This window comes from Pontibacter ruber (assembly GCF_023630205.1).
Lineage (GTDB): Bacteria > Bacteroidota > Bacteroidia > Cytophagales > Hymenobacteraceae > Pontibacter > Pontibacter ruber.
Genome location: NZ_JALPRR010000002.1, coordinates 620,045 through 644,494, shown reverse-complemented (window position 1 = coordinate 644,494; position 24,450 = coordinate 620,045). Strand labels below are relative to the sequence as shown.

Below are 24,450 nucleotides of genomic sequence, written 5' to 3'. Positions count from 1 at the left end.
TTCGAGTACTCAATCATAATTTATAATTCATAATTCATAATTGATCCAAAGAGTTGTACAGCTTTACAGAAGAGAACTACATCAAGGCCATTTACAAGCTTTCGGCTAACGGCACGCAGGAGGTAAACACCAATTCAATTGCCGAGGCCCTCGACACGAAGGCTGCCTCTGTTACCGATATGCTGCGCAAACTGAGCAACAAGGGGATTGTGCATTATGTCAAGTACCGCGGGGTAACCCTCTCGGAACAGGGCGAGCGCACGGCTTTGCAGGTCATCCGGAAGCACCGGCTTTGGGAGGTTTTCCTGGTAGACAAGCTCAAGTTTAACTGGGACGAAGTGCACGAGGTTGCCGAAGAACTGGAGCATATCAACTCTGACCTGCTCATCAAGCGATTGGACGAGTTCCTGGGCTACCCGAAATTTGACCCGCATGGCGACCCGATCCCTTCTGAAAATGGAGAGATGAACCTCAAGCAGCAGAAGCTCCTGGCCGAGATGGAGGTGAATGATTCCGGCATTGTAGTGGGCGTGAACGATACGCAGCCGCTCTTCCTGCAGTACCTCGACAAGATGGGCATTTTCCTCGGAGCCAAAGTTAAAGTAATAGACAGGATAGCGTACGATAACTCACTGGAAATAAACCTGGAAAACAAGAAAAACCTGGTTGTTTCAAGCGAAGTATCCCGCAATATCTTTTTATCAGCTTAGGTAAGCACAGCTATGAAGTACGCTTATTTACTGCTTATCTGCCTGCTGACCTCTGCCCTGCTCAGCGGCTGCAAATTGGAAGATACCAAAGCGCCGGTTGCCGCAGGGAAGCGCATGAAAGTGGTTACCACCACAGGTATCCTGAAAGATGCGGTGCAGCATATTATAGGTGACGCTGCGGATGTGGAGGCCATTATGGGCAGTGGTGTAGACCCGCACCTGTATAAGGCAACGCAGGGAGACCTGAACAAGCTGACCGAAGCAGACATCATCATCTACAATGGCCTGCACCTGGAGGGCAAGATGGGCGAAGTACTGGAGAAGCTTAGCCGCCTTAAAACAGTAGTTGCCGCTACTGAGGGCATACCGCAAGACAAACTCCGCCGCTCTCCGCAGTTCCAGGATAGTTTTGACCCGCATGTATGGTTCGATGTGGCGCTCTGGCAAGCAGTGGTAGCGCACCTGAGCCAGGAACTACAGAAAAAAGACCCGCAACATGCGGAGCTGTACCAAAAGAACACCGCAGCATACCTGCAGCAGCTGACAGCTCTGGATGCCTACACAAAAGCTGAGATTAGGTCGATACCAGAAAACCAGCGCATACTGATCACCGCGCACGATGCCTTCGGATACTTCGGCGACGCTTACAACATACAGGTGCGCGGGCTCCAGGGCATCTCTACGGTATCGGAGTTCGGACTTCAGGATGTGTCGGGGTTGGTGAACTTTATAGTTAAAAACAAGATAAAAGCCGTGTTTGTTGAATCATCAGTATCCCCGAAAGCCATCGAAGCGGTGGTACAGGGCAGCAGGCAAAAAGGCCACGAGGTACGGATAGGCGGCACCCTCTTTTCGGATGCGCTCGGCGCAGACGGAACACCGGAAGGCACCTACGAAGGTATGGTCCGCTACAACGTTCGCAACATTGTTACTTCTTTAAAATGATCAGGTTACACCATGATAGTTCAAGTAGATAATCCGGTAGTTGAGGTACACGACCTGACAGTAAGTTATGACCGAAAGCCCGTGCTTTGGGATATTGACCTGACACTACCAGCTGGTGCCCTGGTAGGCGTAATTGGTCCGAATGGGGCTGGCAAATCTACCCTGATCAAGGCCATGATGGACCTGCTGCCTACCAGCAGCGGTTACGTCAGGATCTTCAACGAGCCGATAAAGCAGGTACACAAACGCATCAGTTACGTACCCCAGCGCGAATCCGTTGACTGGGACTTTCCGGCTTCGGTATTTGATGTGGTACTGATGGGACGCTATGGCAACCTGGGGCTCTTCAGAGGTCCACGCAAAGCCGACAAGGATGCAGCCATGGAGGCTCTGGAAAAAGTGAACATGCAATCTTTTGCCAACCGGCAGATCTCGCAGCTCTCGGGCGGGCAGCAGCAGCGCGTGTTTCTTGCCCGGGCACTCGCACAAAATGCGGATGTCTACTTCATGGACGAGCCTTTTGCCGGGGTTGACATCGCTACCGAAACAGCCATCATCGAACTCCTGCGCCAGATGCGTGCACAAGGCAAAACTGTAATAGTAGTGCACCACGACCTGCAGTCGGCTGCTGATTACTTTGACTGGGTAGTGCTGCTGAACATGCGCCTGGTGGCCTCCGGCCCTACAGAAAAAGTACTGACGCAGGAACTTCTGGAGCAGACTTACGGTGGCAAGCTGACCGTACTTTCCAAGGTGGGTGACCTGCTGCGCAAGCAGGAGTTCCCTGCAAGAGAGACGAAAGTATAGGGAGTTAGAGAGGGAAGAGTTAGAAAGTTAGAAAGTGTAGCCTGTAGGGACAGGTCGCGACCTGTTCGAATCGAGTAGCAAACAATCAACAATTTAACAATCAACAATTAGCATTTAACAATTAATACATGCAGCAGTTCTGGGAGTTTTTCTCGTTTGCGGATGCCAACATACGTTACGTTACGCTGGGCTCGGTGCTGTTAGCCGGAAGCTCGGCGGTGGTAGGCTGCTTTACGCTGCTCCGTAAGCGTGCTTTGGTTGGCGATGCTGTGGCGCATTCCGTGTTGCCCGGTGTTTGCCTGGCATTTATACTTTCCGGAACCAAGAATCCCCTCATCTTGTTGCTGGGTGCTTTCATTACCGGCTGGATCTCGCTCATTGTCATCGATTACATCACCTCCCGCTCCCGCATCAAAGAAGACACGGCCATTGGGCTGGTGCTGTCGGTGTTTTTTGGTATCGGCATTCTGCTCCTTACTTCCATACAGCATTCAGGCAATGCAGCCCAGAGCGGACTGGATAAGTTTCTCTTCGGGAAAGCTGCCTCCCTGGTAGGGGAAGACCTGATCGTTTTCGGGATTGTAGCCGTGCTACTGCTGTTCACTACTATCCTCTTTTACAAAGAGCTGATGCTGCTTTGCTTCGATCAGGCTTTTGCACGCACCATCGGTTTTCCTGTCAGGGCGCTGGAACTGCTGCTTACAACCTTAACTGTTTTGGCTGTGGTGGTAGGCATACAGGCAGTAGGCGTGGTGCTGATGGCCGCCATGCTGATTACGCCGGCAGCGGCTGCCCGCTTCTGGACGGAGAACCTGAAAGTAATGCTTGTTCTAGCCGCGCTCATGGGTGCCTTCTCAGGTATTACCGGGGCCTTTGTTTCCTATACAGCGCCTGCGATGCCAACCGGTCCCTGGATCGTGCTGATCATTTCGATGATCGCCATACTTTCTTTTGCCTTTGCCCCGAAACGCGGCTGGGTAGCCCGACTAATGCGCCAGCGCCGCAACAGGGCCCTGATCCTGGAAGAGAACCTGTTGAAGTTGCTCTTCCAACTGGGTGAATTAAAGCAGGATTTTGAAACGTCCCGCAGTTTGTCGGACCTGTTGGAGCGCCGAAGTATACCCAAAAGGCAGGCCATACATGGTTTAAAAAAACTGAAGCAGCAGGGCTATGTCAAGAAAAAGAAAAAGCGCTGGATACTGACTATAGAGGGCGAGAAAAGAGGAAGACGCGTGGTTCGCCTGCATCGCCTCTGGGAACTTTACCTGACACAATACCTGCACCTGGCTTCTGATCATGTACACGAGGATGCAGAAACGATCGAGCACATCATCACCCCCGAACTGGAGAAGCGCCTGATGGAGGAGCTCAACTACCCGGAACTTGACCCGCACAGCGCGAGAATCCCATGAGGGAGTTAGAAAGTTAGAAAGGTAGAAAGTTAGAAAAGTAGTGGAACGTTGATCAACAGTAAGCAGTATAACAATTTAACAAATAAGTCTTGAACGCCTTCTGGATCATATTAACCGGCTCGTTGGTGGCTACTTGCTGTAGCCTGCTGGGCTGCTATCTTATACTGCGTCGAATGGCCATGGTGGGCGACGCGATATCACATGCCGTGCTGCCTGGCATCGTGATTGCTTTTTTGGTTACAGGCTCCCGGGACTCTATGCCGATGCTGATAGGTGCCGGTTTGCTCGGGGTTATCACAACATTCCTGATCGAATTCTTTCACCGCTATGCCCGTGTGCAGGCAGATGCCTCTATCGGGGTTACCTTCACCTGGCTCTTTGCCATCGGCATTATTCTGATCTCGGTGTTTGCCGGCCAGGTAGACCTGGATCAGGATTGTGTGCTTTATGGTGAAATCGCCTACGTGCCACTCGACCTCTGGATCACCGAAGGCAACCTTAACTATGGCCCACGCACCGTCTGGACACTTGGCTTTGTTACCTTGCTCATTATACTGTTTATCACGATTGGCTACAAAGAGCTTTTCCTGACCACCTTCGATCCTGCCTTTGCAGCAGCTATTGGTTTTTCGACCAGTCTCTGGTATTACCTGCTCATGACGGCTGTATCGCTCACAACGGTAGCCTCTTTCGAATCGGTGGGCGCCATACTTGTGGTAGCCTTCCTGGTAGCCCCACCTGCCACGGCTTACCTGCTCACCGATAACTTTAAGGTGATGCTTATACTTTCAGTTATGCTGGGTATACTTGCTTCAGCAGCCGGCTACTTCCTGGCCGTTTGGATGGATGGCTCCATAGCGGGTGCCATTGCTACCGTTGCAGGTATTGAGTTTACGCTGGTATTCCTGTTCTCCCCAACCAAAGGGCAACTGCTCCGGCGCAGGCAGGTGGCTCCTGCACGGCAACCGGAAGAGGCCCTCGCATAAAACGGAATCTTATGCGTTAAACAGATTGTTACAGAATCGCATAAACTATAGATTTATACTTCTATCCATAACCGTCATGATCCGAAAACTGCTTCTTCTGCCGCTGCTGGCTTTATACTTCACCATCTCCGGATTTACTTTTTATACTTCCATACCTGCCCCCGTAACGGACAAGACCCCGGCAGAAAGTATAAAATGGCTGACAATAGAAGAGGCTGCTGCCAAGATGAAGCAGAAGCCTAAAAAGATTCTGATCGATGTGTATACCGACTGGTGCGGCTGGTGCAAGAAAATGGATAAATCTACCTTTACCGACCCTAAGGTGGCTGCTACGGTAAACAAGCACTATTATGCTGTAAAACTGGATGCAGAAGGAAAAGAGCCAATTACCCTGAACGGCCAGACCTATAAATATAACCCGCAGTACAGAGCGCACGAATTAGCAGTAGCCTTATTGAACGGTCAGATGAGTTATCCATCCACGGTATACCTGGACGAGGAAATGAAGATGCTGACGCCGGTTCCCGGATACATTGATGCACCTACCATTACCAAAATCCTTACATACTTCGGCGAAAACCATCACAAAAGAATGACCTGGCAGGAATTTGAGAAGAAGTAAAAACGAGTTCTGAGTCACGAGTGCTGAGTTCCGAGCTAGTTTTACCCCTGCCCCTCCTTTTATAGAGGGAACACCCCAAAACAGGAGGGTGTTTTATACTTGCTTCTTTCCACTGTTATTTCTACTAGCGGGTGCAACATGGATCAGCTAAAGTATAAACATTCTTGAGCCCATCCTAGGAGAGGAATACCCCCCTTTGTTATAGCTGGAGTTATACTTTCCTCGCTTTCCAAGCACCCCTTCCTAAGAAGTGGGGCCGTTTCATTCTCCTTTTACAGGCGCGGGTTTGCAACCCGTTTCTTACAATAAAGTCGAGTTTGTGACTCGACTGGGCCGGAGGCCCACATGAGCCCATCACGAGCAAAGAGGCTCATGCTATGACAGTCGTATACCAAGTACAAACCACCCCTGCCCCTCCTTAACTAAGGAGGGGAGCTTTACTGGCTGTTACTATACTTTGAAGTATGAGTTTCATTGCTGCTGGTATAGTGCGGACAGGTCGCGACCTGTCCCTACAATGGTGCTAGTTGCATATAGGCAAGCTAAGTAGTATCGTTTCCAGTCCTTGGGTTGAGCGCCTTCTGGGTTTCCGGTGCCACGACAGTGGCAGCCGTTAGGCAGGAAAGCTAGACAGCGCGATGCCCGAGGACGAGGCCCCGCGGCCGTGAGCGCTCCAAAAGTAAATATGAAGCTATAGGTGAGTAAGACTGAGGAACAGAAGCAACTACGCAGCAAAGGCAGTTGTTTACATACTCTCAAGAAACAATCATATCAAAACTTGCTACTAAAAGCCTCTCCTTCAAAACCTCCCTAACTTATTGTACCTTTGTACTCGGATTGAAAATAAGCCTTTATTACCTTGATACATAACCTCACCACAAACGATACGATTGTAGCAGTAGCCACTGCACCTGGAGTAGGAGCCATTGCTGTCATCCGCTTGTCCGGTCCGGAGGCAATAAGCATTACCAATACAGTCTTCAGGGGCAAGGACCTGACAAAGCAAGCCAGCCATACCATACACTTCGGCACCATCCGCGACGAAGGAAAGATCATTGACGAGGTACTGGTGTCGCTGTTCATAGCGCCACATTCTTACACCAAGGAGAATGTGGTGGAGATCTCCTGCCACGGCTCCGACTTTATTGTGCAGCAAATTATCAGGCTGCTCCTGCAAAAGGGGACCCGTCTGGCTAATGCCGGTGAGTTTACAAAGCGCGCTTTCCTGAACGGTCAGTTCGACCTGGCACAGGCCGAGGCCGTAGCCGATCTGATCGCCTCCGATTCAGCTCTCTCCCATGAAGTGGCCATGAAACAAATGCGCGGCGGCTTTTCAAAGGATATCAAGCGACTTCGGGCCGAACTGGTGCACTTTGCCTCTATGATCGAACTGGAACTGGACTTTGGCGAAGAAGACGTAGAGTTTGCCGACCGTGACCAACTACGCACCCTCATTTTGAACATACAGCGCATTATCCGCGACCTGCTGAAGTCGTTTGAACTAGGCAACGTGATCAAGAACGGCGTGCCAACGGTGATTGTAGGTAAGCCGAATGCAGGTAAGTCTACCCTACTCAACCAGTTACTAAACGAAGAGAAAGCCATCGTATCGGATGTGCCGGGTACCACGCGCGATTTTATTGAGGACGAGATTAACATAGAAGGCATTACCTTCCGCTTCATCGACACGGCAGGTCTGCGCGAGACCACCGACAAGGTAGAGGCCATTGGTGTGGAACGAACCATGCAGAAGCTGAGCCAGTCGTCTCTCATTATCTACCTGTTTGATGTAACCGACGCCACCCCGGAAGAAGTACAGGCAGAGCTAGAAAGATTAAACCCGAAGAAGCTGCCGCTACTGCCGGTGGCAAATAAGATAGATCAGGCCTCTCCTGCAGTACTTGCTGCCTTTGCAAGTATAGATGGGATGGTGCAGATCGCTGCAGCCGAAGGCGCTAACCTGGATGACCTGAAGCAGGCGTTGGTAGAAAAAGTGAACTTGGGCAAACTCAACACCCAGCAGCAGACCATCGTGACGAATCTGCGCCACGTCGACAGCCTGAACAAGACCTACGCAGCGCTGGATGATGTGCTCAACGGCCTCGGCCTGGGTATGAGCGGCGATTTAGTTGCCGCCGATATCCGCCGCGCGCTTTATAGCTTGGGTGAAATTACAGGCGAGATCACTACGGATGATCTGCTGGATAATATTTTTACGAAGTTCTGCATCGGAAAGTAAAAATTAGATAGATAATGAAATAAGCCGCATCCACCTGAGGCGGCTTATTTCATTATCTACCTCCATCTCTCTACTTATCTACCTCCATCTCTCTACGCCGAATTCCTTTCCGCATTGATGATACCGAAGGAGCAGCGCACTACCATTTTTTCGTATACCTGCTTGCCCGGGTGCTGCGGGTCCTGCTCTTCCAGACTCCGGATACGGGCAAGGGCGTATTGCTGGATCGTGATCAGGGGCAACTCGATGCGCTGCCGCAAATTAATGGAGAGCTCGTCCAGCGGCTTATCTGCCATTAAGCTCGTCGCCTCTGCGAGCAGCAAAACATACTTCTTGGTCCGTTCAAACTCTTCATAGATCTGCTTCCAGAGCGAACCATACTTCGGATGATCTGCCAAATAGGCCGTTACCGGGAAGAAGCACTTTTTCATGGCCATTTCACAATTATCCAGCAAAGTTTTAAAGTATAGTGAGCGCTTGTAGAGTTCCTGCAACTCTGGCCACCGGCCTCTCTGATGAAGTGTCTCCAGCGCTTTGCCCACGCCATAGTAGCCGGGCAGGTTCTGTTTCAGCTGACTCCAGGAGCCCACGTAGGGCACGGCACGCAGGTCGTCCAGGTTCAGTTTGCCGGCTTTGCGCTTGGAAGGGCGGCTGCCGATATTAGCTTCCCCGTAGTAGCGCAGTGGACTCACATAATTCAGGTATTCCAGGAAAACCGGGTGGTTCTTCAGCTCGGTATAGGCGGTGTAGCTTTCCTCGGCCAGTTCCTGCAGCAGTTGATTTTCATCCTCTGTCAAGGTGGGTACTTTGCGGTCGAACAACGTGTTGCCGAGGCCGGCGTGCAGTAGTTGCTCCAGGTTGAATTGGGCAGCGTCCACGGAGCCGAAATTAGAGCTGACCGTCTGCCCCTGAATGGTGAGCTGAATTTCCTTGTTGGCAATGTTGTTGCCAAGCGAGGCGTAAAATTGCTGCGTTTTGCCTCCACCACGTGCCGGTGGACCTCCCCTGCCGTCAAAAAAGATCACTTCTATGCCATACTCTTGGCTTACCTTCGTCAGCGCCTCTTTCGCTTTGTAGATACTCCAGTTCGCCATCAGGTAGCCACCGTCTTTGGTGCCATCCGAGAAGCCGAGCATGATCGTCTGCATATTGCTGCGCTGGTTCAGGTGGTCTCTGTACACCTGAAGCTCATAAAGCTCCCGCATCACATCCGCCGCATTTTGCAGGTCCGTAATGGTTTCAAACAGAGGAACAATATCGATACTTACTGCTTCATTTTGCCAGCCTCCCAGCCGGAACAACGTATAAACTTCCAGCACATTCAGGGCGCTGGTGCAGTGGCTGATAATGTAGCGGTGGCAGCCCTCCTCGCCATTACGCTCCTGTATTGTCCGGATAGCTGCTACTGTTTGTATCGTATCCTGCAGCAGTTCGTCATCTTTGAACAACTCCGGATTTATACTTTGCCTGAGACTGAGCAGGGCATTTATCTTCTCACTTTCCGGCAGTTGCGCATAGTCCTTTGGCAGCAGATCCGTTCGCTGCGATAACTCCTCGTATAGTTGCGTGTGTACCGAAGAATCCTGCCGGACATCCAAGGAAGCGAAGAACAGCCCGAAGAGCTCTACTTTCAGGATCAGTGCCTCTACCAGGTTTAAGAACAGGCTGTTATGTTCTTCCAGCAGCAGCCTTCTTATTTCCCGCAGCGGGTTTAGGATATCCTCCTGTTTGAGGTCCAGCTTGTAGCCAGGCACAAACAGGTTGTTGTACAGCCTCGTCTCCAGCTCTTTGACTAAATTCTCTACTCCTTTAAAAGTCAGCCGTCGCCTGAGCGTGCGCACATCCTGGTAGTAGGCCCGGATTAGCGCGCTCCGCAAAGCGTCTGCCACCTGTAGTGTGGTGCCTGCCTTCACAAAGGGGTTGCCGTCCCGGTCCCCTCCGGGCCAGAAGCCCATCCGGATCACCTTGAAGCCCGGGCGAATTGCCTCCGGAAACTGCGCCGTCAAGTAAGAGATCACGTTGCCGGCAGCATGGTAAAATATATTTTCCAGGAACCAGATCAGGCTGACTGCTTCCTCGTAAGGGGTAGGCTTTTCTTTTTTGAAAAAAGGCGTTTTGCCTAGCTGCCGCAGGTAAGAATGTGCTAAAGAAGTATTGTCTGTAGCTAAGGCCTGCGAGAGGTCGTTGATAATGCCCAGCACATTACTCGGGTAAAACTGCGTCGGGTGAGCCGTTAGTACCAGTCTCACTGCAAAATCCTGCAGTTTCCCAGCCAGTTGCGCTTCTGCCTTCTCCTGCAGCACCATGGCGCTAAGCTGTTTCAGCGTGCCCATACCGTGCATATCGTGGGTCTCCCGGAAGGCTGCCTCCTCTAGCGCGTCAAACAACACCACCTGCCGTTCTGCATACTGCACAAAACGGAAAAGCAGATCGTTCTGCTCCTGTTCGGTGCGGTAGTGGGTGTACTGGGCGAAGAAGCTTTGGATGATCTCCTGCGGACTCTGGTGGCGCTGATAGCCTTCTTCGCAGTGCAGCACCAGCAGCGAGAGCAGCACCCCTGTTTTCTCGACCCGATGAAACGGCAACGACGAGAACAGGCTGTTATACATTTCATAGCGCGTACCTACCAGAATGCGGAATGCATCCAGAGTGGTATCAGCACGCAAGGCACCAGGAGTAGTCATAGGCTCAAGTATAAATTAAAACGACCTTCAGGCTAACGAGAAGTAACCTGTTTTATACAGTACCTGAGGCTATTTAGTTGATGAGTGATTGCAATTTAGGGGATGGAAAGAGTCACGTTTTATAGCATGTAAAAGTCCTTCTCACTGGCACCGCCTCAGGCAGGGCGCCGGATGGCGTAAATCAGCTCGTCCTGGTATTCACCGTTTTTGTAAAACGTTTGGCTAAGCCGCGCTTCCAGCGTAAAGCCTGCTTTTTCCAGAGCACGTTGGGAGCCTTTGTTGCTCCCGAAGGGCCGGGCAAAGATGCGGCTGACATCCCAGTTACTGAAACCTTACTCCACCATCTGAGGAATAGCCCTGGAGATGATGCCGTTCCCCCAGTATGGTTCTGCAAGCCAGTAGCCCAGTTCGGCATTCTTCCGGTAGATGTCCGGCTGCGGGTGTAGGCCGATACCGCCTGCTGCCTCGCCATTAACTTCTATTGCAAGTATATGTGGAGGAGTTGATTGATTAGCTATGGCAATGAAGTTCCTCCCATTTTCCTTGGTATAAGGATGGATAAAACATCTGCCATGTTCCTGGCAACGTTGTAGTTGTTGGCATACTTTACCAGGCTATCCAGGTCCTCCGGAGCCTTGGGCCTCAGGTTAAAATCCATTCTTTATTTTATTCGAATGATGGTTTGATTTCCAGAAGATACGTCGTACTCCTCTCCAACGTCTAAGGTGTCAATCGCTTCAATGTCTTCCGTATCATACCCGTTTCGGTCAGAAAAATAGTCTTCTGATACTTCCTCTTCCCTTGTTTCATAGGAGTTGATGGCTCGATCGTCCCAGTCTCCCCACCTGCACAAAAACTTCTTTTTATCCATATTACCCTCACGTATTAGCAGTTAAAACGTCAAGCATGATCAGGTCTGTTCTCCCTGTCCAGAAGCCAGCGTACATTACTAAATACGTATCAATGAAATTCAAGGAAAGCTCTACGCTATCGATACTTTTAAGTAGAATGACTTGTACAACTCTCCGGGGTAAAAGGGGCTCTTTTGCAATGCATCCGTAGTTAAGCAGCCCTGCTCAATTTGAGTGCTCGCCTTTCCCGGAAAGTAATGTTACCCGGGTATGCAACGTATATTTCTTCTCATTGTAAAATCCCCCTGATCCAACTCCAAAAGCTCCAACATGTTTAGGAGCCACAGGCGTGTTGTGTATACCTGGTGGGCAGTACAGACACTTCGATCTTTCTGCGGCTACGTACTGCATACCTGCCGGGGAATCTTTTGCTACATTAACCTTTGGCGTATCGTTCTCCTGCTCCAGATAAGGTATAAGTAGAGGTGCCATACCTCGAAGCACCTGAACCGGCAGCGAGGAAGTGAAATGGAAATCCGCTGCTTTTCGACCGGGCACAAAGGCTGTCACCGTACCAAAGTGTCGGTCCCCGAGATAGAACACAAAGGTAGCCGTGCGGTTTTCAGCACGCGAAGCCAGGCGGTGGCCCCTGGTGCTCAGGGTTACAGTCCGGTTATCGCCGGTGCCGGTTTTGCCACCCATACGCAGCACCTTTCCGTCAGATCCGATCATGCCACCCCGTATGCGGCGAGCGGTTCCGGCGTCCACCACCTCCTGCAATGTTTCCCTTACAAGGGCAGCTACTTCCGGAGCGAGTACCTGCTCGCCTGCCACAGGTTGCCACTTCAAGTCGGTTTCGTAGGGTGTCTGTGCTGCAAAGTGTAGCCCCTCTATGCGGAGCGTACGCTGGCGCACCCCATTGTTCACGACAATGCCCATCAGCTCTGCCAGGGCTTCCGGACGATCGCCGGAAGAGCCCAGTGCTGTAGCCAGCGAAGGCACCAGTTGTTCAAATGGATAGCCGAGCCGCTCCCAGCGCTGCTGAATATCGGCAAAGGCGTCCAGCTCGAGCATGGTGCGTATGCGGGAGTCACGGGCATGTTTAAAGCGGGTGCGGTAGAGCCAGGCGTATACTTCCTGCCGGGTTTTCTGGCTGTCCTTGATCACATCAGCCCAGGTAGCGCTCGGGTGGTGCAGCGTATAGTCCAGCAGCCAAAGTTCCAGCGGGTGGACACGCGACAGGTAACCCTGGTCAGACAAATTGAAGGCACCAGGGCCTAGCTGGTGGTATAGCTCCATGATGCGTTTGTGCGTAAGCTTCTGCACATGGGGCAAACGTCTGCGCATCATCTTTTCAAAGCTCACAGAGTCTGTTTCGGGGTAAAGGAAGCGGTGCACGGTGGCCAGCCGTACCGGGTTCAGGCGCATACTTCTCAGCAACGTATGCAGGCGTTCCTTATCGGTCTTGTTCTTATACTTGTGCCAGAAACGCTGTAAATACATCCGTCCCTCGCGGTCGGCAAACCGGCTCAGGTATTGGCGGCGGCGCGGGTCGTGGGTGTTTCCGAGCAGGCTGGCCGGATTGCCCACGCGCTGGCGAATGCTGTAGCGTACCAGGTCACGGGTCAGGCGGATGAAGGGCAGGTTGATCGATTTCAGAAATGCCTCGTGCACGGTTGGGCTGTGATCGTATACTTCATACTCGTAGTTACGGAACGTATGCATGCCGCCTCCTGTAAAAAACAGTTCGTTCTGATTAGCTGAGTAACGGCGCTCCAGGGCTGCCTTGAGGGTAGCCGGCAGGCTTTTGTCCTTTGCCTGCAGCAGGTAGCGCAGCACCCAGCGGGTCAGGTTGTCCTGCGGCTCAGCCAGTGCCCTGCGCAAAACCGGTGCTGCCTTACCGGCATAGCGCTCGTGTATTTCGGCGATCACTTCCAGGTACGTTACCAATACCCGCAGTTTGGCAGTGGAGCCCAGTTCCAGTTTACTGCCTTCGTTCAGGTCGAAGGGCTGATCGGTGTTATCTGTCTGCACCCGCACCAGGTTGCCCTGCGGCGTGCGCTCATACAAGGTAAAGCTGTAGCGTACCTGCTTTGTGCGGCTTGGCGAGAGCAGTTTGTCTCCGAAGAGACCTACCTTTTGGGCATACTTCGGATCGTTCAGTCGCTTAAGATAAGACGTGACCTGTTCCTGCAGGTCGTGCTGCAGGCTGGTGGTAGCGGCCAGGTCCATGCGGTCGAGGTCGTAGAGCGACTTACCCAGCATCCCGGAAAGGTGCGTGCGGACCATCAGCGCTCCCTTGTCAGTTTCCGAAGGTGCAAGTACCGGGTTGTTGCTGAAGTTACGGAAGGCTACCTCCCGTGCCAGACCTGCATCCCGCAAAGTCGGGCTGATCTGGCCATTGGCTGCCAGCAGGCGAAGGTAACTTCCCGTCAATGCATTCAGCTCGGCACGGCCCCTATCGCTCAGGAAATAAGATGGCCTGCGCTGGGCGATGTACAACGAAAGCACCTGCCGCAATGCCTGCCCCTGCGCCAGCAACGTATCGCCGGTGGCGGCAGGCAAACTCAACAAATGATTTACCTGTTCAAACTCCGAACCAAACCACACCCACAGGCCGTCTCCCAGTCCGTGCACCTCCCCATAGCCCGGCGCTCCATACAGCGGCAAGGTGTTGATGTAAGAAAGTACCAGTTCCTGCCGGGTTGCCAAGGTTTGCGGTCCTGCCAGGTAGGTACGCACACTGGCCGATGCCATCTGCTGCAGCTTTGCACGCGGACTGGTGGTAATGCCTTCCGGAGAATGACGGAACTTCTCGATCTGGGTGGCCAGAGTGCTGCCCCCGATTGTCGGGTATTGCATACCCATGGACTTTGCCAGCTGGTGCATGGCGGCCCTGCTGAAACGAACCCAGTCGATAGCGGGGTTCATGTAAGGCCTGTCCGGCGCCAGCAGCTGGCGGTTCTCGATAAACAGGAGCGCTTGTATTATAAGCGAGGGCACTGCATCATAACTGGCATACACGCGACCGGGGTAACTGAACTGGTAGACCGGGTTGCCCTGGTAATCCGTTATCTGAAGGCCGGCCTGTGTTTTCTCCGGGTATGGGGCAAAGAGCCCGCGGGAAGTATACGCCATCAGGGCCGGAGAAAACTTCGACTGTTGCACCACTTCCATACCCCTGGACTGCACCCGGGCCAGTAGCTGCGGCAGCTGTACATACCCCAGCCGCTTGTCGAAAGGCCCTTGCGCAGGGAAGACGATCGCATCGCTCGGTCCGGCATCCAGTTGATAGGTTAAGGTAGCGGCGTAGCGCGAAATTTTCCGTGCCTGCCACTCTGAGGTTCGGGCTTCATGGATCACGGCAGCGATGGCAGCTCCTAGTAGTAGAAGGAGCATTCCAAAGAGCATCCATTTTAGGATGGTCCCACGATTTCTCTCTTTCCTGACCGTGTGGGTGGGACGGTACTTAATGACTACCATCGCCGGGTAAATTTGTGCTATAATAAGATTATTTTGTAAGCTTATTTACGTTTTTTCAGAGACAAAAGTGACTGAAACAGAGATAAATACAGGATAAGAATAAAGAAATATTTTTGGCCAGACCAAATATATATCTAATATAGACTCAGAATATTATACCTCTGGGCATACTCTTTATTACAGATAGTTAATTCATACACAAGCACTTACCTGACATCACATCAACTTATGTTGTAAAAGTCAGTTTAACACCAAAGATCAATTGCTGACATACCATACCCGTACGTTTACTAAGTTTACCTTAATTTATAACCAAGTCTAGTTTACACCTTAATTATAGTCTCGACATGTTGCAATGTTTCTTTGCTCATTTATCCAAAGCAATATTGATGAGCCAGAAAGCTTACCATTAGACAGTGCAGATTACTTAAGAATAATTAAATTGATAGATCTTAATTGGTGTGAAAATACATTGGTATAAGAGAACACATCTACCTTTGCTTTAAAAAATGTACTTAGCTATAAAGATGATATGAAAATTAGAAGCCATGCCCTCCTACAAGAATCTGATTTAAAAGTCACTGATTGTCATATCCATAGTGTAGTCTAAACGCGAACAACTAATATGAGCAACTAAATTTCAGTATTCTATAAATTTTTGATATTATGCTTTTTTATAGTTGAAAGCTAAGTAGTCGCTGTGCTATCTTAATAATCTTAGAGCAGACAGAACATACAGATGATTAAAACAACTGAGAAGTGTTAGATTATCATGATACATGTTGAGACTTTAGGCCTCATTATAACATATGTCATCTAACCATGACCATACAATATTAAAATTACCATCCTTACATCTTACAATTATATTACAGGTTATTTGAAAACCTCAGAGCATCACTACACATCTATCTTCTCTACTTATCTTTCACCTTACCTTATATCCTATATTCTGTTATAAACCATTGCTAGCATTCGTAGACATATAAAGTTAAAATAACTAACCAATCCGACAGAAATATTCAAAATAAGAGCTGCCAAAGCTGTCACTAACTCCTTAGCACTTTCTCAAACAAGTACTTTTATACAATATCGCTTAAACTCCTTCACCCATCAACACACACCTTTTCACACGGTTTTTGACAACTTTAGCAAGCAAATGTTTAACTCCAGAAACTGCTCCTGTCAAAGAAGCGTATTGTACTTACAGACCAAATAATTATACTTATCTAATTTTTATTTACAATATTTTAATTACACTATAAGATAATTTATAACCACCCTATATTTTATTGTATGACACCATTACATAAGACTTGCTTAAAGTTTATAATATTTATAAATTTTATACCAAAAAATTCAAATAATTACAACACCACTATTGATTCCCAATCTTACATCAGGCATTTAACTACATGTGATATCAAAAAGCTACAGCTTGCCATGCTCAGGCACAAACTATTAACCATCCAGCTAAGCAGATTATTCTATTTATTTTTGAAACAAATCAAAACGCATATTAGACGTACTTCCATTTATAGTAGATTAAGCATATTCATAAAGGCTAGGGCTCTCGCTACACCTTATATTCACTTCCATCACTTATACCTGAATACCTATTCCTTTATTTCTGGCAAGGGAACAGGTTTGTCTATACTTCTAAGATTTGATACAAATACCATACTGTTAAAAACAGCTTTATTGGAAGATAAATCAACAATACTAGTTATGGGAGGCATCTGAGATCAAGAATAGTTGTTGCAATCAGTTGGATGAATTATAACATATACCTTTATATAGTATGACAAGCCATGAAAATAATCCTTTTTTATCCTTAATATACAAATACCTGCCTTTTTGGCCACTGTTTGCATTATTGTTGACAATGTCTTTCATTGCCACATGGGGATATCTTCATTTCTTCGCGATTCCTTCATATGAGGTGTCTGCTTCTTTGATTATAAAAGATGAAAAGAAAGGAGTTAATGATTCAAAGATGACAGAATCTATAGACGCCTTTACTTCTAACAACATTGTGGAAAACGAAATAAAAGTGCTTTACTCACGGGCCTTGATGAAGAAAGTCGTCCACAACTTGCACCTGTATGCACCTGTGTTTGAAGAGGGAAAATTTAAGGCTATCTCAGCTTATACATCATCACCAATTAAAATTAAAGCAAAGGATCCAGATAAGCTTAAAGAAGTATCAAAATTATACTTCACAATCGAAGAAGATTATAATACAATCAAAGTTGGCAAAAATGTATATCCTACTGGTAAGTGGGTAAACACACCTTATGGTAAACTGAAATTTACAATTAATAAAAAAAGAGTAAATAATAAGCTAAGAACAAGCCAAAATACAACTGTTCTCTACTTTTCTTTAGTTGAGCCTAAGAAAGTAACTAATAAATTATTGGATAAAATAAATATCAAGGCAGAAAATAAAAACGCCACTGTTGTTAACATCAAGCTATACGATCAGGAACCCAAGCGGGGTGAAGATATACTAAATACATTAATACAAATGTATAATGAGGTATCTGTGAAAGATAGAAATATATTAGCGACTAACACCCTTGAGTTTGTGGAAGATCGGATAAAACTTGTTGAAAGAGAATTAGAGGATTTGGAGAGTCAAGTGGTAGAATACAGATCCAATAAAGGTGCAGTGAATCTTAGCGAGCAGGGAAAACTATATCTAGAGAACGTCGGCAACAACGATCAAAAAATAAGTCAAATTAACTTACAGTTGGCAGTTCTTGACAAAGTAGAAAAATATGTTATTTCAAAAAATAAGACCTCCGGCATTGTACCTTCTACCTTAGGTATAAACGATCCAGTACTATCGCAGCTTTTGCAGAAGCTTTACAACTCAGAAATAGAGTATCAGAAACTAAAATTAACAACTGCTGCTAACAACCCGCTATTAATAACTTTAACTGAAGAGATAGAAAATATCCGTCCAAGTATATTAGAAAATATACGTAACCAAAGAGCGACTCTGCAAGCAAGCCGATCTAACCTTATCTCTACAAATAACCAATACCGGGCTGTATTAAACTCTATACCTCAACAGGAAAGAGACCTAATGGAGATAAGCAGACAACAAACAATTAAAAATAACGCGTATAGCTTTCTTTTACAAAAAAGGGAAGAAACTGTACTTTCTTACGCCCCTAGTGCGGGCGTTAGCAGAATCGTAGACATGGCAGAATCCTCATCTATACCGGCCAATCCTAAGCCTAAAACCTTTTATCTGCTTGCTACTATCTTTTCATTAGTTTTAGGAGTTTGTATTGTTACAATTAAAGAACAATCTAACAGAAAAGTTTTATTCAGATCAGAAATTGAAGCTAATGTAAGTGCACCTATTGTTGCCGAATTATCTCTTACGAAAAAAGCAAAAGGAAGCTTATTTAAAGAACCTACAGAAACACCTGTTTTGGAGCAATTCCGAAAGCTAAGAATTACCATGGGGCTTTACGGTAAAGATAACAGAAAGAAGATCATGGTAACCTCAAGTATTCCTGGCGAAGGAAAGAGCTTTGTAAGTTCAAACTTAGCTTATAATCTGGCTTGTTCAGGAAAAAAAGTGGTACTTGTTGATTTTGACGTAAGAAATCCCAACACCTCTGTGCTTTTCGATATGTACAAACAGGAGGGTATAATAGAGTATCTTTTTGGTGAAAAAACACCTGAAGCAATAATAAGAAATACCCAATTCATGAATCTGAATGTCATACCAGCAGGCATAGCTATAGGCGACCACACTGATTTAATCTTAAATGGAAATTTTAAAACTCTTTTTGGATACCTGGAGGAGAATTATGATTACATAGTAGTAGATACCCCACCTATAGATTTGGTCTCAGATGCTTATGTACTCTCTGAATATTGCGATGTCACACTTTTGGTGATGAGACATGCGCATACACCTAAAAACTTGGTTCGGGATCTATCGCAAAATGACGTTTTAAAATCCTTACATAATGTAGCTATAGTGTTCAATGGAATCAAGCCTAGAGGTTTTGTAAGTGGTCAGTTTGGGTACGGATATGGATATGGCCATGCTAGTGTGTATAGAGATGAAACATATAGAGCAAGAAGTATAAACGCAAGCACCAGATAAGTGCCTGAATAAGTGTATTTTACAGAAGAATCCCGACAGTAACCAGCAATATCTATAAAGCTTTTCTAATATAGATTAAGTATTCATATCAAATCTTTAGTAAATGTGAACTATCCAGTTTAGGAGGAAAGCTGTAGTTCTTTAGCTCACCTGCTAAACTATTCTTAAAAAATCTTAATCCCAGTTATTGAATGTGACTGAGGAGGGCGAAGCCTTACTCTTATGTTTATTAATGAAATTATTCAGAATATCAGGGCATAATATATGACATATTTATGTATAACTCCTCAGCATCACTCTTCAAATTGAGGCCTTATGCACGCTTTGCGGCTCGTATATTAGGCTATGAGTTAGTTGGTGAAGGCAACAGCTGGAGCCATGCTAAAGAATATAAATTATTCAAGCGCAGGCTGCCAAGTGGTTTTAGCAATAGCAAGAGCGACCCTTACTTTACACCTTTCAGCGTTCCTATTACCTCCATCACCTCAAGGGTCTGTTTCTCTTACTCAGAGGATGGCTGGCATCCGTTTGTCCAGACTCTTAGGGAATATGAGGAAAATCCGGTCTTGAGATATGAGGAATCTACTCTTGCACGGGTGTACGGTAAATATACCCCTCAGAACGTACAGGAGGTACTTCTAGATCAGGTACGAACACCACTGCCCCCTTTTTGTAGCTGGCCTCCCAGTTACGAGCTAGTAAGCTGGGTCTGGACCCTCAATAAATACAGTGTACAGCATCGCTTAAAACAGCTGCAGCAAAATACAAAACATAATGGCTGGATTCTTTTTGGCCCTCATGCAGTAGAGTATGGAAGAAAGGAGTTTAATCGTCTGATAGCGGTATATGAGTCCATAAAGAGGACCGGATACATACCGAAAGTATCAAGTACAGATCCAATAAATGGGTATATCCTGAAAGATGAAGACCGAATTAGATTTGTACTGCTTCAAGGTAACCATCGCGTATCTGCGCTGAAGGTTTTAGGATACTCCAATGTTGATGTGCTAATCAGACCAGGGCATCCGGCTGTAATAGATAAAAGTAACCTTCAAAGGTGGACTGAAGGTAGTGGAGGTATTTATACTTCAACTCTCACAGAACATCTTTTTGATACTCTATTTACAGAACTAGGCTTACAGAAAGCCCGGCGTTTAGATCTAATGTAGCAACAGGCATATACTGCTATTCATCATATCAGGTGCATGGGAATGAGCAAAATACCGCTAAAACTAATATGCCTAGATCCAAAAACAAAGCATTCTTTATGCAACTAAAACAGACACTTATTTACAACATAAATAGCGCCTTCACTTTTAGCAGAAGTACTACCAGATACTTGAAAAGAATCTTGATTGTTGCTTACAGATATTTACCAAGTTCTACTAAACAAGGCATTACCCAAAGTAAGCTGTATACCTATATTCATACCAGGTTTCTTGCCTCAGACCGTAGTCCAAGAGTATATGTAAAGAGAGGAATTACAAGAATGGAATTCCTCTCAATTCTTCATCAAAGGAAAGTGAACTACGTGCTTTTGCGCTGGTGGCAAAATTTACCGGAAATACCGCCAGGGGAAGATATGGACATATTGGTTAGTGATGAACACCGAGACCTTATAGACGACTTGGTAACATTCCATAACAATGGTAGCGATATCATGTGTGACATATATACAGTCAGTGGTGTCAAGAATGGCTGCCGAAGAAACATTCCATACTTCCAGCCAAACCTTGCACATACTTTGTTAAAAACCAGGGTAATGTATAGAGGAGCTTTTGTCCCTTCTCCCCTCCATTATTTTGCCTCACTCGCTTATCATGCTGTATTTCATAAAGGTTATAGATCCGGTTTATCAGGCTTTGCAACAGGTGTAGCAGCAACATGTGGAGTAGAGCATAGTTATACTGCCATATTAGAAGAATTGGCACAAAAAAATAGAGTAGAAGTAGATCTATCTGTCTCGGGTTTGTATGAGTGGCTTAAGCAGGAAGGATATGCCCCAGCAGACGATACACTGACGAAACTTATTGAGCACAGACCCGAGCTTTCTATATTAGAAACTCCGCTGGCTTCTGATGCAAGAGGTGGTGAGATGCTGGTTTTTGTTGCCCGCGAAAAATTAGTAGAAGATGGTCTGCTACATGATTTTAAGTCATTTTTGGAAGATCAATATAACATGGACATTCTTGACATCAGGCAGTTAGATACTGCAGAAAAAGAAGAGTGTAGTATACGTATCCGGGGAGGCAAATGGGATAAAGGTCCTTTCAAATATTCGGGCGGTAAACCTGAAGCGCTCATAGTAGCTTATGATTTTCACCCAAGGCCTCCTGATCCTGCCATTCATCAAAATCAGATCAGGATGACCAACTTAAACAACATGGAAGCAAAGTATGCTTATCGTGCCAAAACCAAAAGTTTAATCTTATTCAAAAGCGATTATAATGGGGTACATTCAGCAGATAATGAACGTGATGCATGGTCTTATATAGATATACTTGGGAAAGACTACCGAGATCTAATTGCGCAGCAAGTAGAGACAAGAAGATCGCGCTACCGCAGGATCTGGCCAGTACAAAAGGTGCTTTCAATCAATAAGATCTCAAAAGTAGAATTGATCAAGTATGGCACATCTAACGCTGTAAAAAAGACATTTAGGCCAGGTAAAGAGCGTTACTTTGAAAGAGAACTCTATGCAGCTAAAGAATTATCAAAAAAGTTAGAATTCATACCTCCGTTACTGGAAGAGGGCGATGGTTATATTGTTACTCCTTATCTGGAAAACATATTAGATCATTTATCTGAATACGAGAAAAAAAAGGTATTGTCTTCCAGGTACGAGGAGATAATCGGGATCATAAACTCGATGTATTGCAGGGGCTTGGCTTATATTAACTTCAATCCAGATAGCATCATCATAACTCCTGATAACAGACTGTTCTGTACGGGGTTTGAGTACCTGCAGTCTTACCAGGTTGTACCAGCCAGTCTTGAGGCTGCCTTCGAAATAGCAGGTGTGCCCAAAGAGTTCAAAGGTGACCTGCCAGAAAGTTTTAAAATCAGTAGCAGTTCATTTAACAGCGTATGGGGAACTTATATAGGTAAATGGGACAGTATCCCGCTTAGCTTGGTTCAGGCCCATCCTGCTAATCTTACCATAGAGTAAAACTTCCTCATGAGTAAAGCTTTAAAAGATTTAGCACATCAGGTTTCTTCTAATGCTATTATTAGAATACTAGGTATTGTATCAGTCATGATCTATACGAGGTATTTAGTGAAAGAAGAGATTGCCCTAATTCCATTTTACATTATGATGGAAAAACTTTCTCTCATCATTTTTAGTCTTGGGATTCTGCCAACTCTGGTTCGTGATATTCCCAACATGATGGAGAAGAACAAGCAAGAACTTGCCAAATCTTACATTATAACAAGTTTGTTTATTGTTATACCAGGCATATTGCTTTACTCTATTCTGTGTTACAGTTTTTCTAATTGGTTTTCGCTCTATTTCTTCGAAACTAGAGATTACTCCTTCCATATCAAGCTGATGGCAGTGGGCTTCTTTTTCGGGGGGGTAAACCAAAGCTTTGGGTATGTGTATTGGTCCTTATCTCGATACCAGCAGGAATCTGCTCGTATGCTTTTTGTCGGGGTTATCCGAATCGTTGCAGGTATCATCTTTGTGCTTTTATGGGGTGCTATTGGGCTAATAATATCTTATGTAATAAGCAACTTTATAAACTTCCTGATTTATACTTCTAATTTAAAAGACGTTCTTTTTACCTCTAATTTTAAGCTGTACCCAGTCAAGAAGCTGATCAAGGAGTCGATTCCATTTTATTTAGAGAACTTCCTAATTTACTTTAGGGCTGAAGGGGATCAAATGTTTGTAGCAGGTATATTGGGGCCGGAAGCCATGGCTATCTACTACATAGCAAAAAAACCGCATGATCTCCTGATCTCCTTTACCCACTCCCTGGATAAAATTCTTACTACTTCGCTGGCAAAGATAAAGGACGACATTAACCTTTTTAACCATAAGGTAAACAGTATTATCACCCTCAACAGCTTCATCCTGTTTCCGGCAATCTTTATAGCTATCGGTTTAACTCCCCTACTGATAACTGTCATTGCAGGCGAAGGCTACGAAGCTGCAACAATCCCATCTATTGCTCTGCTTGTCTGGCTTATCATCCAGGTGTCATGGAAAACTGCGTTAGGCAAATCACTTTTCATACTGAAGTCATCCATGGGTAGGTTCAAGGTTACGTTAATAGAAACCATATCCTTGTTCGGACTTATCCTGGCCTTGGGTAACCTGGTAGGGTTAATGGGAATAGTAGCAGCCCGGCTGCTTTCTACATCACTGGCAGGCATCAGTGCTTATCACTACATCAAAGACAGTGTTTCCATTAACATCGATTTTAAAGTTATCACAACTCTTACCATGCATTGTGTTATACTTTGCGTACTGCTCCTGCTGTCGCAATACTTCATAACGAGCTACCTATACCTGGGGCTTAGCTTTATTTTCTCGATGTCTGTGTTCCTGTTCCTGATCAACAGGACCATCTCAACTGATTATTACAAGGTTTTAAATACGGTCTCCCCTATCAGGATCATCGACCCTTTTAACTATCTGTTTAACAAGGTCAAGTTTAGCTAACACAACATGGCGAGAATAGTAGAAATGGTGGGCTCCCCGGGAGTTGGTAAATCGACAATATTCAAGGCAATACAGGCTAAAAGTAAGAGTTCCTTTAACTGGGAGACTGCCCTTGAACCGATGCAACAGCCAGAAGCCGGTGTCATAGGGAAGCTTAAAATACTGTTTGAACTTGTAATGTACGGCAAAGGGTATGTAGACGCTGTGAAGCTTAAGCAAGCGAAGGAAGCCAGCGACCGGTTTGTAGCACAGTACTCGGAGTATATTGATGCCTGCTGGAACAACCTATACCACAGGCAGCGAAGTAGCAACAACAGGCTGGACCTGAGATTTGAGAAAACTGCCTTTCTGAACAGGATGATACAGAAAGTGCAGTTACTCAGAGAAAGCCCTAATAACAAGACTGTTCTGATAGACATGGGCTTGGTGAATATAGTAGAAAGAGGCTTGTACAAAAGCACGACCGCCAGTGAAGAACGATTGGAGATCCGCAGGTTGCTGGATGTGATGCCCCTGCCTGATGCCGTCGTGTATATACAAACAGATGCTGCGGAAAATGCCCGCCGGTTGCTTATGCGCCGTGAAGTACGTGACTACCATAGATCTTTGAATACAGAAGAGTTGATACAATGCACCGTGAAATGGCAGGAAAGGCTGAACGCAGCGATCGATTACCTGGAAGAAAAAAAGGTGCCTATGCTGCACGTCGATTCCAAAAACCCGATAGATGAAAACGCTGATCGCATAATCGATTTTATCAGCAAGCCTGTAACGCCTGATGATCTGAAGTATAACAAGCAGCTTAAGCTAGTTTATTAGGGTTCGACCAAAGTAAAGCTTCTTAAGCTCCCTGCCAGCAGGCCTGTTACTGAGAAATGTGAGTTGAAAGAACGCCCAGATAGATTGCTTT

General features: G+C 46.5%; 17 protein-coding genes. 12 read left to right on the top strand and 5 right to left on the bottom strand.

The genetic code is table 11. From position 1 onward, the window contains the following. Positions 1 to 53: 53 nt before the first annotated feature. From MJ611_RS09565 to mnmE, 7 genes are all read left to right on the top strand, one after another. Positions 54 to 710, top strand: a complete 657-nt coding sequence (locus MJ611_RS09565) for a metal-dependent transcriptional regulator (RefSeq protein WP_250429517.1) — start codon at positions 54 to 56, stop codon at positions 708 to 710. A gap of 12 nt (positions 711 to 722) precedes the next feature. Then, a complete protein-coding gene (locus MJ611_RS09560; RefSeq protein ID WP_250429516.1) occupies positions 723 to 1,655 on the top strand; it encodes a metal ABC transporter solute-binding protein, Zn/Mn family in 933 nt (310 codons plus the stop codon). 12 nt (positions 1,656 to 1,667) lie between these two features. After that, the gene (locus MJ611_RS09555; RefSeq protein ID WP_250429515.1) at positions 1,668 to 2,462 is read left to right on the top strand and encodes a metal ABC transporter ATP-binding protein; all 795 of its coding nucleotides are present in this window, start codon (positions 1,668 to 1,670) and stop codon (positions 2,460 to 2,462) included. A gap of 128 nt (positions 2,463 to 2,590) precedes the next feature. Beyond that, positions 2,591 to 3,874 (top strand): metal ABC transporter permease, encoded by a 1,284-nt coding sequence (locus MJ611_RS09550; protein WP_250429514.1) that lies wholly within the window; start codon positions 2,591 to 2,593, stop codon positions 3,872 to 3,874. Positions 3,875 to 3,963: 89 nt separating this feature from the next. After that, positions 3,964 to 4,860, top strand: a complete 897-nt coding sequence (locus MJ611_RS09545) for a metal ABC transporter permease (protein ID WP_250429513.1) — start codon at positions 3,964 to 3,966, stop codon at positions 4,858 to 4,860. A gap of 76 nt (positions 4,861 to 4,936) precedes the next feature. Further along, the gene (locus MJ611_RS09540) at positions 4,937 to 5,482 is read left to right on the top strand and encodes a thioredoxin family protein (protein ID WP_250429511.1); all 546 of its coding nucleotides are present in this window, start codon (positions 4,937 to 4,939) and stop codon (positions 5,480 to 5,482) included. An 859-nt stretch (positions 5,483 to 6,341) separates the two neighbouring features. Then, a complete protein-coding gene (gene mnmE, locus MJ611_RS09535; RefSeq protein WP_250429509.1) occupies positions 6,342 to 7,721 on the top strand; it encodes a tRNA uridine-5-carboxymethylaminomethyl(34) synthesis GTPase MnmE in 1,380 nt (459 codons plus the stop codon). A 92-nt stretch (positions 7,722 to 7,813) separates the two neighbouring features. On the opposite strand, the gene MJ611_RS09530 is transcribed toward mnmE, so the two are convergent. The 5 genes from MJ611_RS09530 to MJ611_RS09515 all read right to left on the bottom strand — a co-directional run bounded on the left by MJ611_RS09530 (position 7,814) and on the right by MJ611_RS09515 (position 14,655). Further along, complete coding sequence (locus MJ611_RS09530) at positions 7,814 to 10,405, bottom strand: phosphoenolpyruvate carboxylase (protein WP_250429508.1); 2,592 nt, start codon at positions 10,403 to 10,405, stop codon at positions 7,814 to 7,816. 332 nt (positions 10,406 to 10,737) lie between these two features. Beyond that, positions 10,738 to 10,929 carry a GNAT family N-acetyltransferase gene (locus MJ611_RS20675; protein WP_394802161.1) on the bottom strand — a complete coding sequence of 64 codons (192 nt, stop codon included), beginning with the start codon at positions 10,927 to 10,929 and terminating at the stop codon, positions 10,738 to 10,740. Next, a complete protein-coding gene (locus MJ611_RS09525) occupies positions 10,920 to 11,063 on the bottom strand; it encodes a hypothetical protein (RefSeq protein ID WP_250429506.1) in 144 nt (47 codons plus the stop codon). The genes MJ611_RS20675 and MJ611_RS09525 overlap by 10 nt, the downstream gene beginning before the upstream one ends. A gap of 3 nt (positions 11,064 to 11,066) precedes the next feature. Then, positions 11,067 to 11,258, bottom strand: coding sequence for a hypothetical protein (locus MJ611_RS09520; protein WP_250429504.1), 192 nt, complete (start codon positions 11,256 to 11,258; stop codon positions 11,067 to 11,069). A gap of 223 nt (positions 11,259 to 11,481) precedes the next feature. Next, positions 11,482 to 14,655 carry a transglycosylase domain-containing protein gene (locus tag MJ611_RS09515; RefSeq protein ID WP_250429502.1) on the bottom strand — a complete coding sequence of 1,058 codons (3,174 nt, stop codon included), beginning with the start codon at positions 14,653 to 14,655 and terminating at the stop codon, positions 11,482 to 11,484. A 1,885-nt stretch (positions 14,656 to 16,540) separates the two neighbouring features. On the opposite strand from MJ611_RS09515, the gene MJ611_RS09510 reads away from it, so the two are divergent. From MJ611_RS09510 to MJ611_RS09490, 5 genes are all read left to right on the top strand, one after another. Further along, complete coding sequence (locus MJ611_RS09510; RefSeq protein WP_250429501.1) at positions 16,541 to 18,871, top strand: GumC family protein; 2,331 nt, start codon at positions 16,541 to 16,543, stop codon at positions 18,869 to 18,871. Between the two features lie 275 nt (positions 18,872 to 19,146). Next, a complete protein-coding gene (locus tag MJ611_RS09505) occupies positions 19,147 to 20,040 on the top strand; it encodes a ParB N-terminal domain-containing protein (RefSeq protein WP_250429499.1) in 894 nt (297 codons plus the stop codon). 170 nt (positions 20,041 to 20,210) lie between these two features. Beyond that, on the top strand, positions 20,211 to 22,040 hold the full coding sequence (locus MJ611_RS09500) for a hypothetical protein (RefSeq protein ID WP_250429497.1): 1,830 nt from the start codon (positions 20,211 to 20,213) through the stop codon (positions 22,038 to 22,040). A gap of 9 nt (positions 22,041 to 22,049) precedes the next feature. Beyond that, entirely contained in the window at positions 22,050 to 23,540 is a 1,491-nt protein-coding gene (locus MJ611_RS09495) for an oligosaccharide flippase family protein (RefSeq protein ID WP_250429496.1), read from the top strand. Between the two features lie 6 nt (positions 23,541 to 23,546). After that, positions 23,547 to 24,359 carry an AAA family ATPase gene (locus MJ611_RS09490; protein WP_250429495.1) on the top strand — a complete coding sequence of 271 codons (813 nt, stop codon included), beginning with the start codon at positions 23,547 to 23,549 and terminating at the stop codon, positions 24,357 to 24,359. Positions 24,360 to 24,450: the final 91 nt, after the last annotated feature.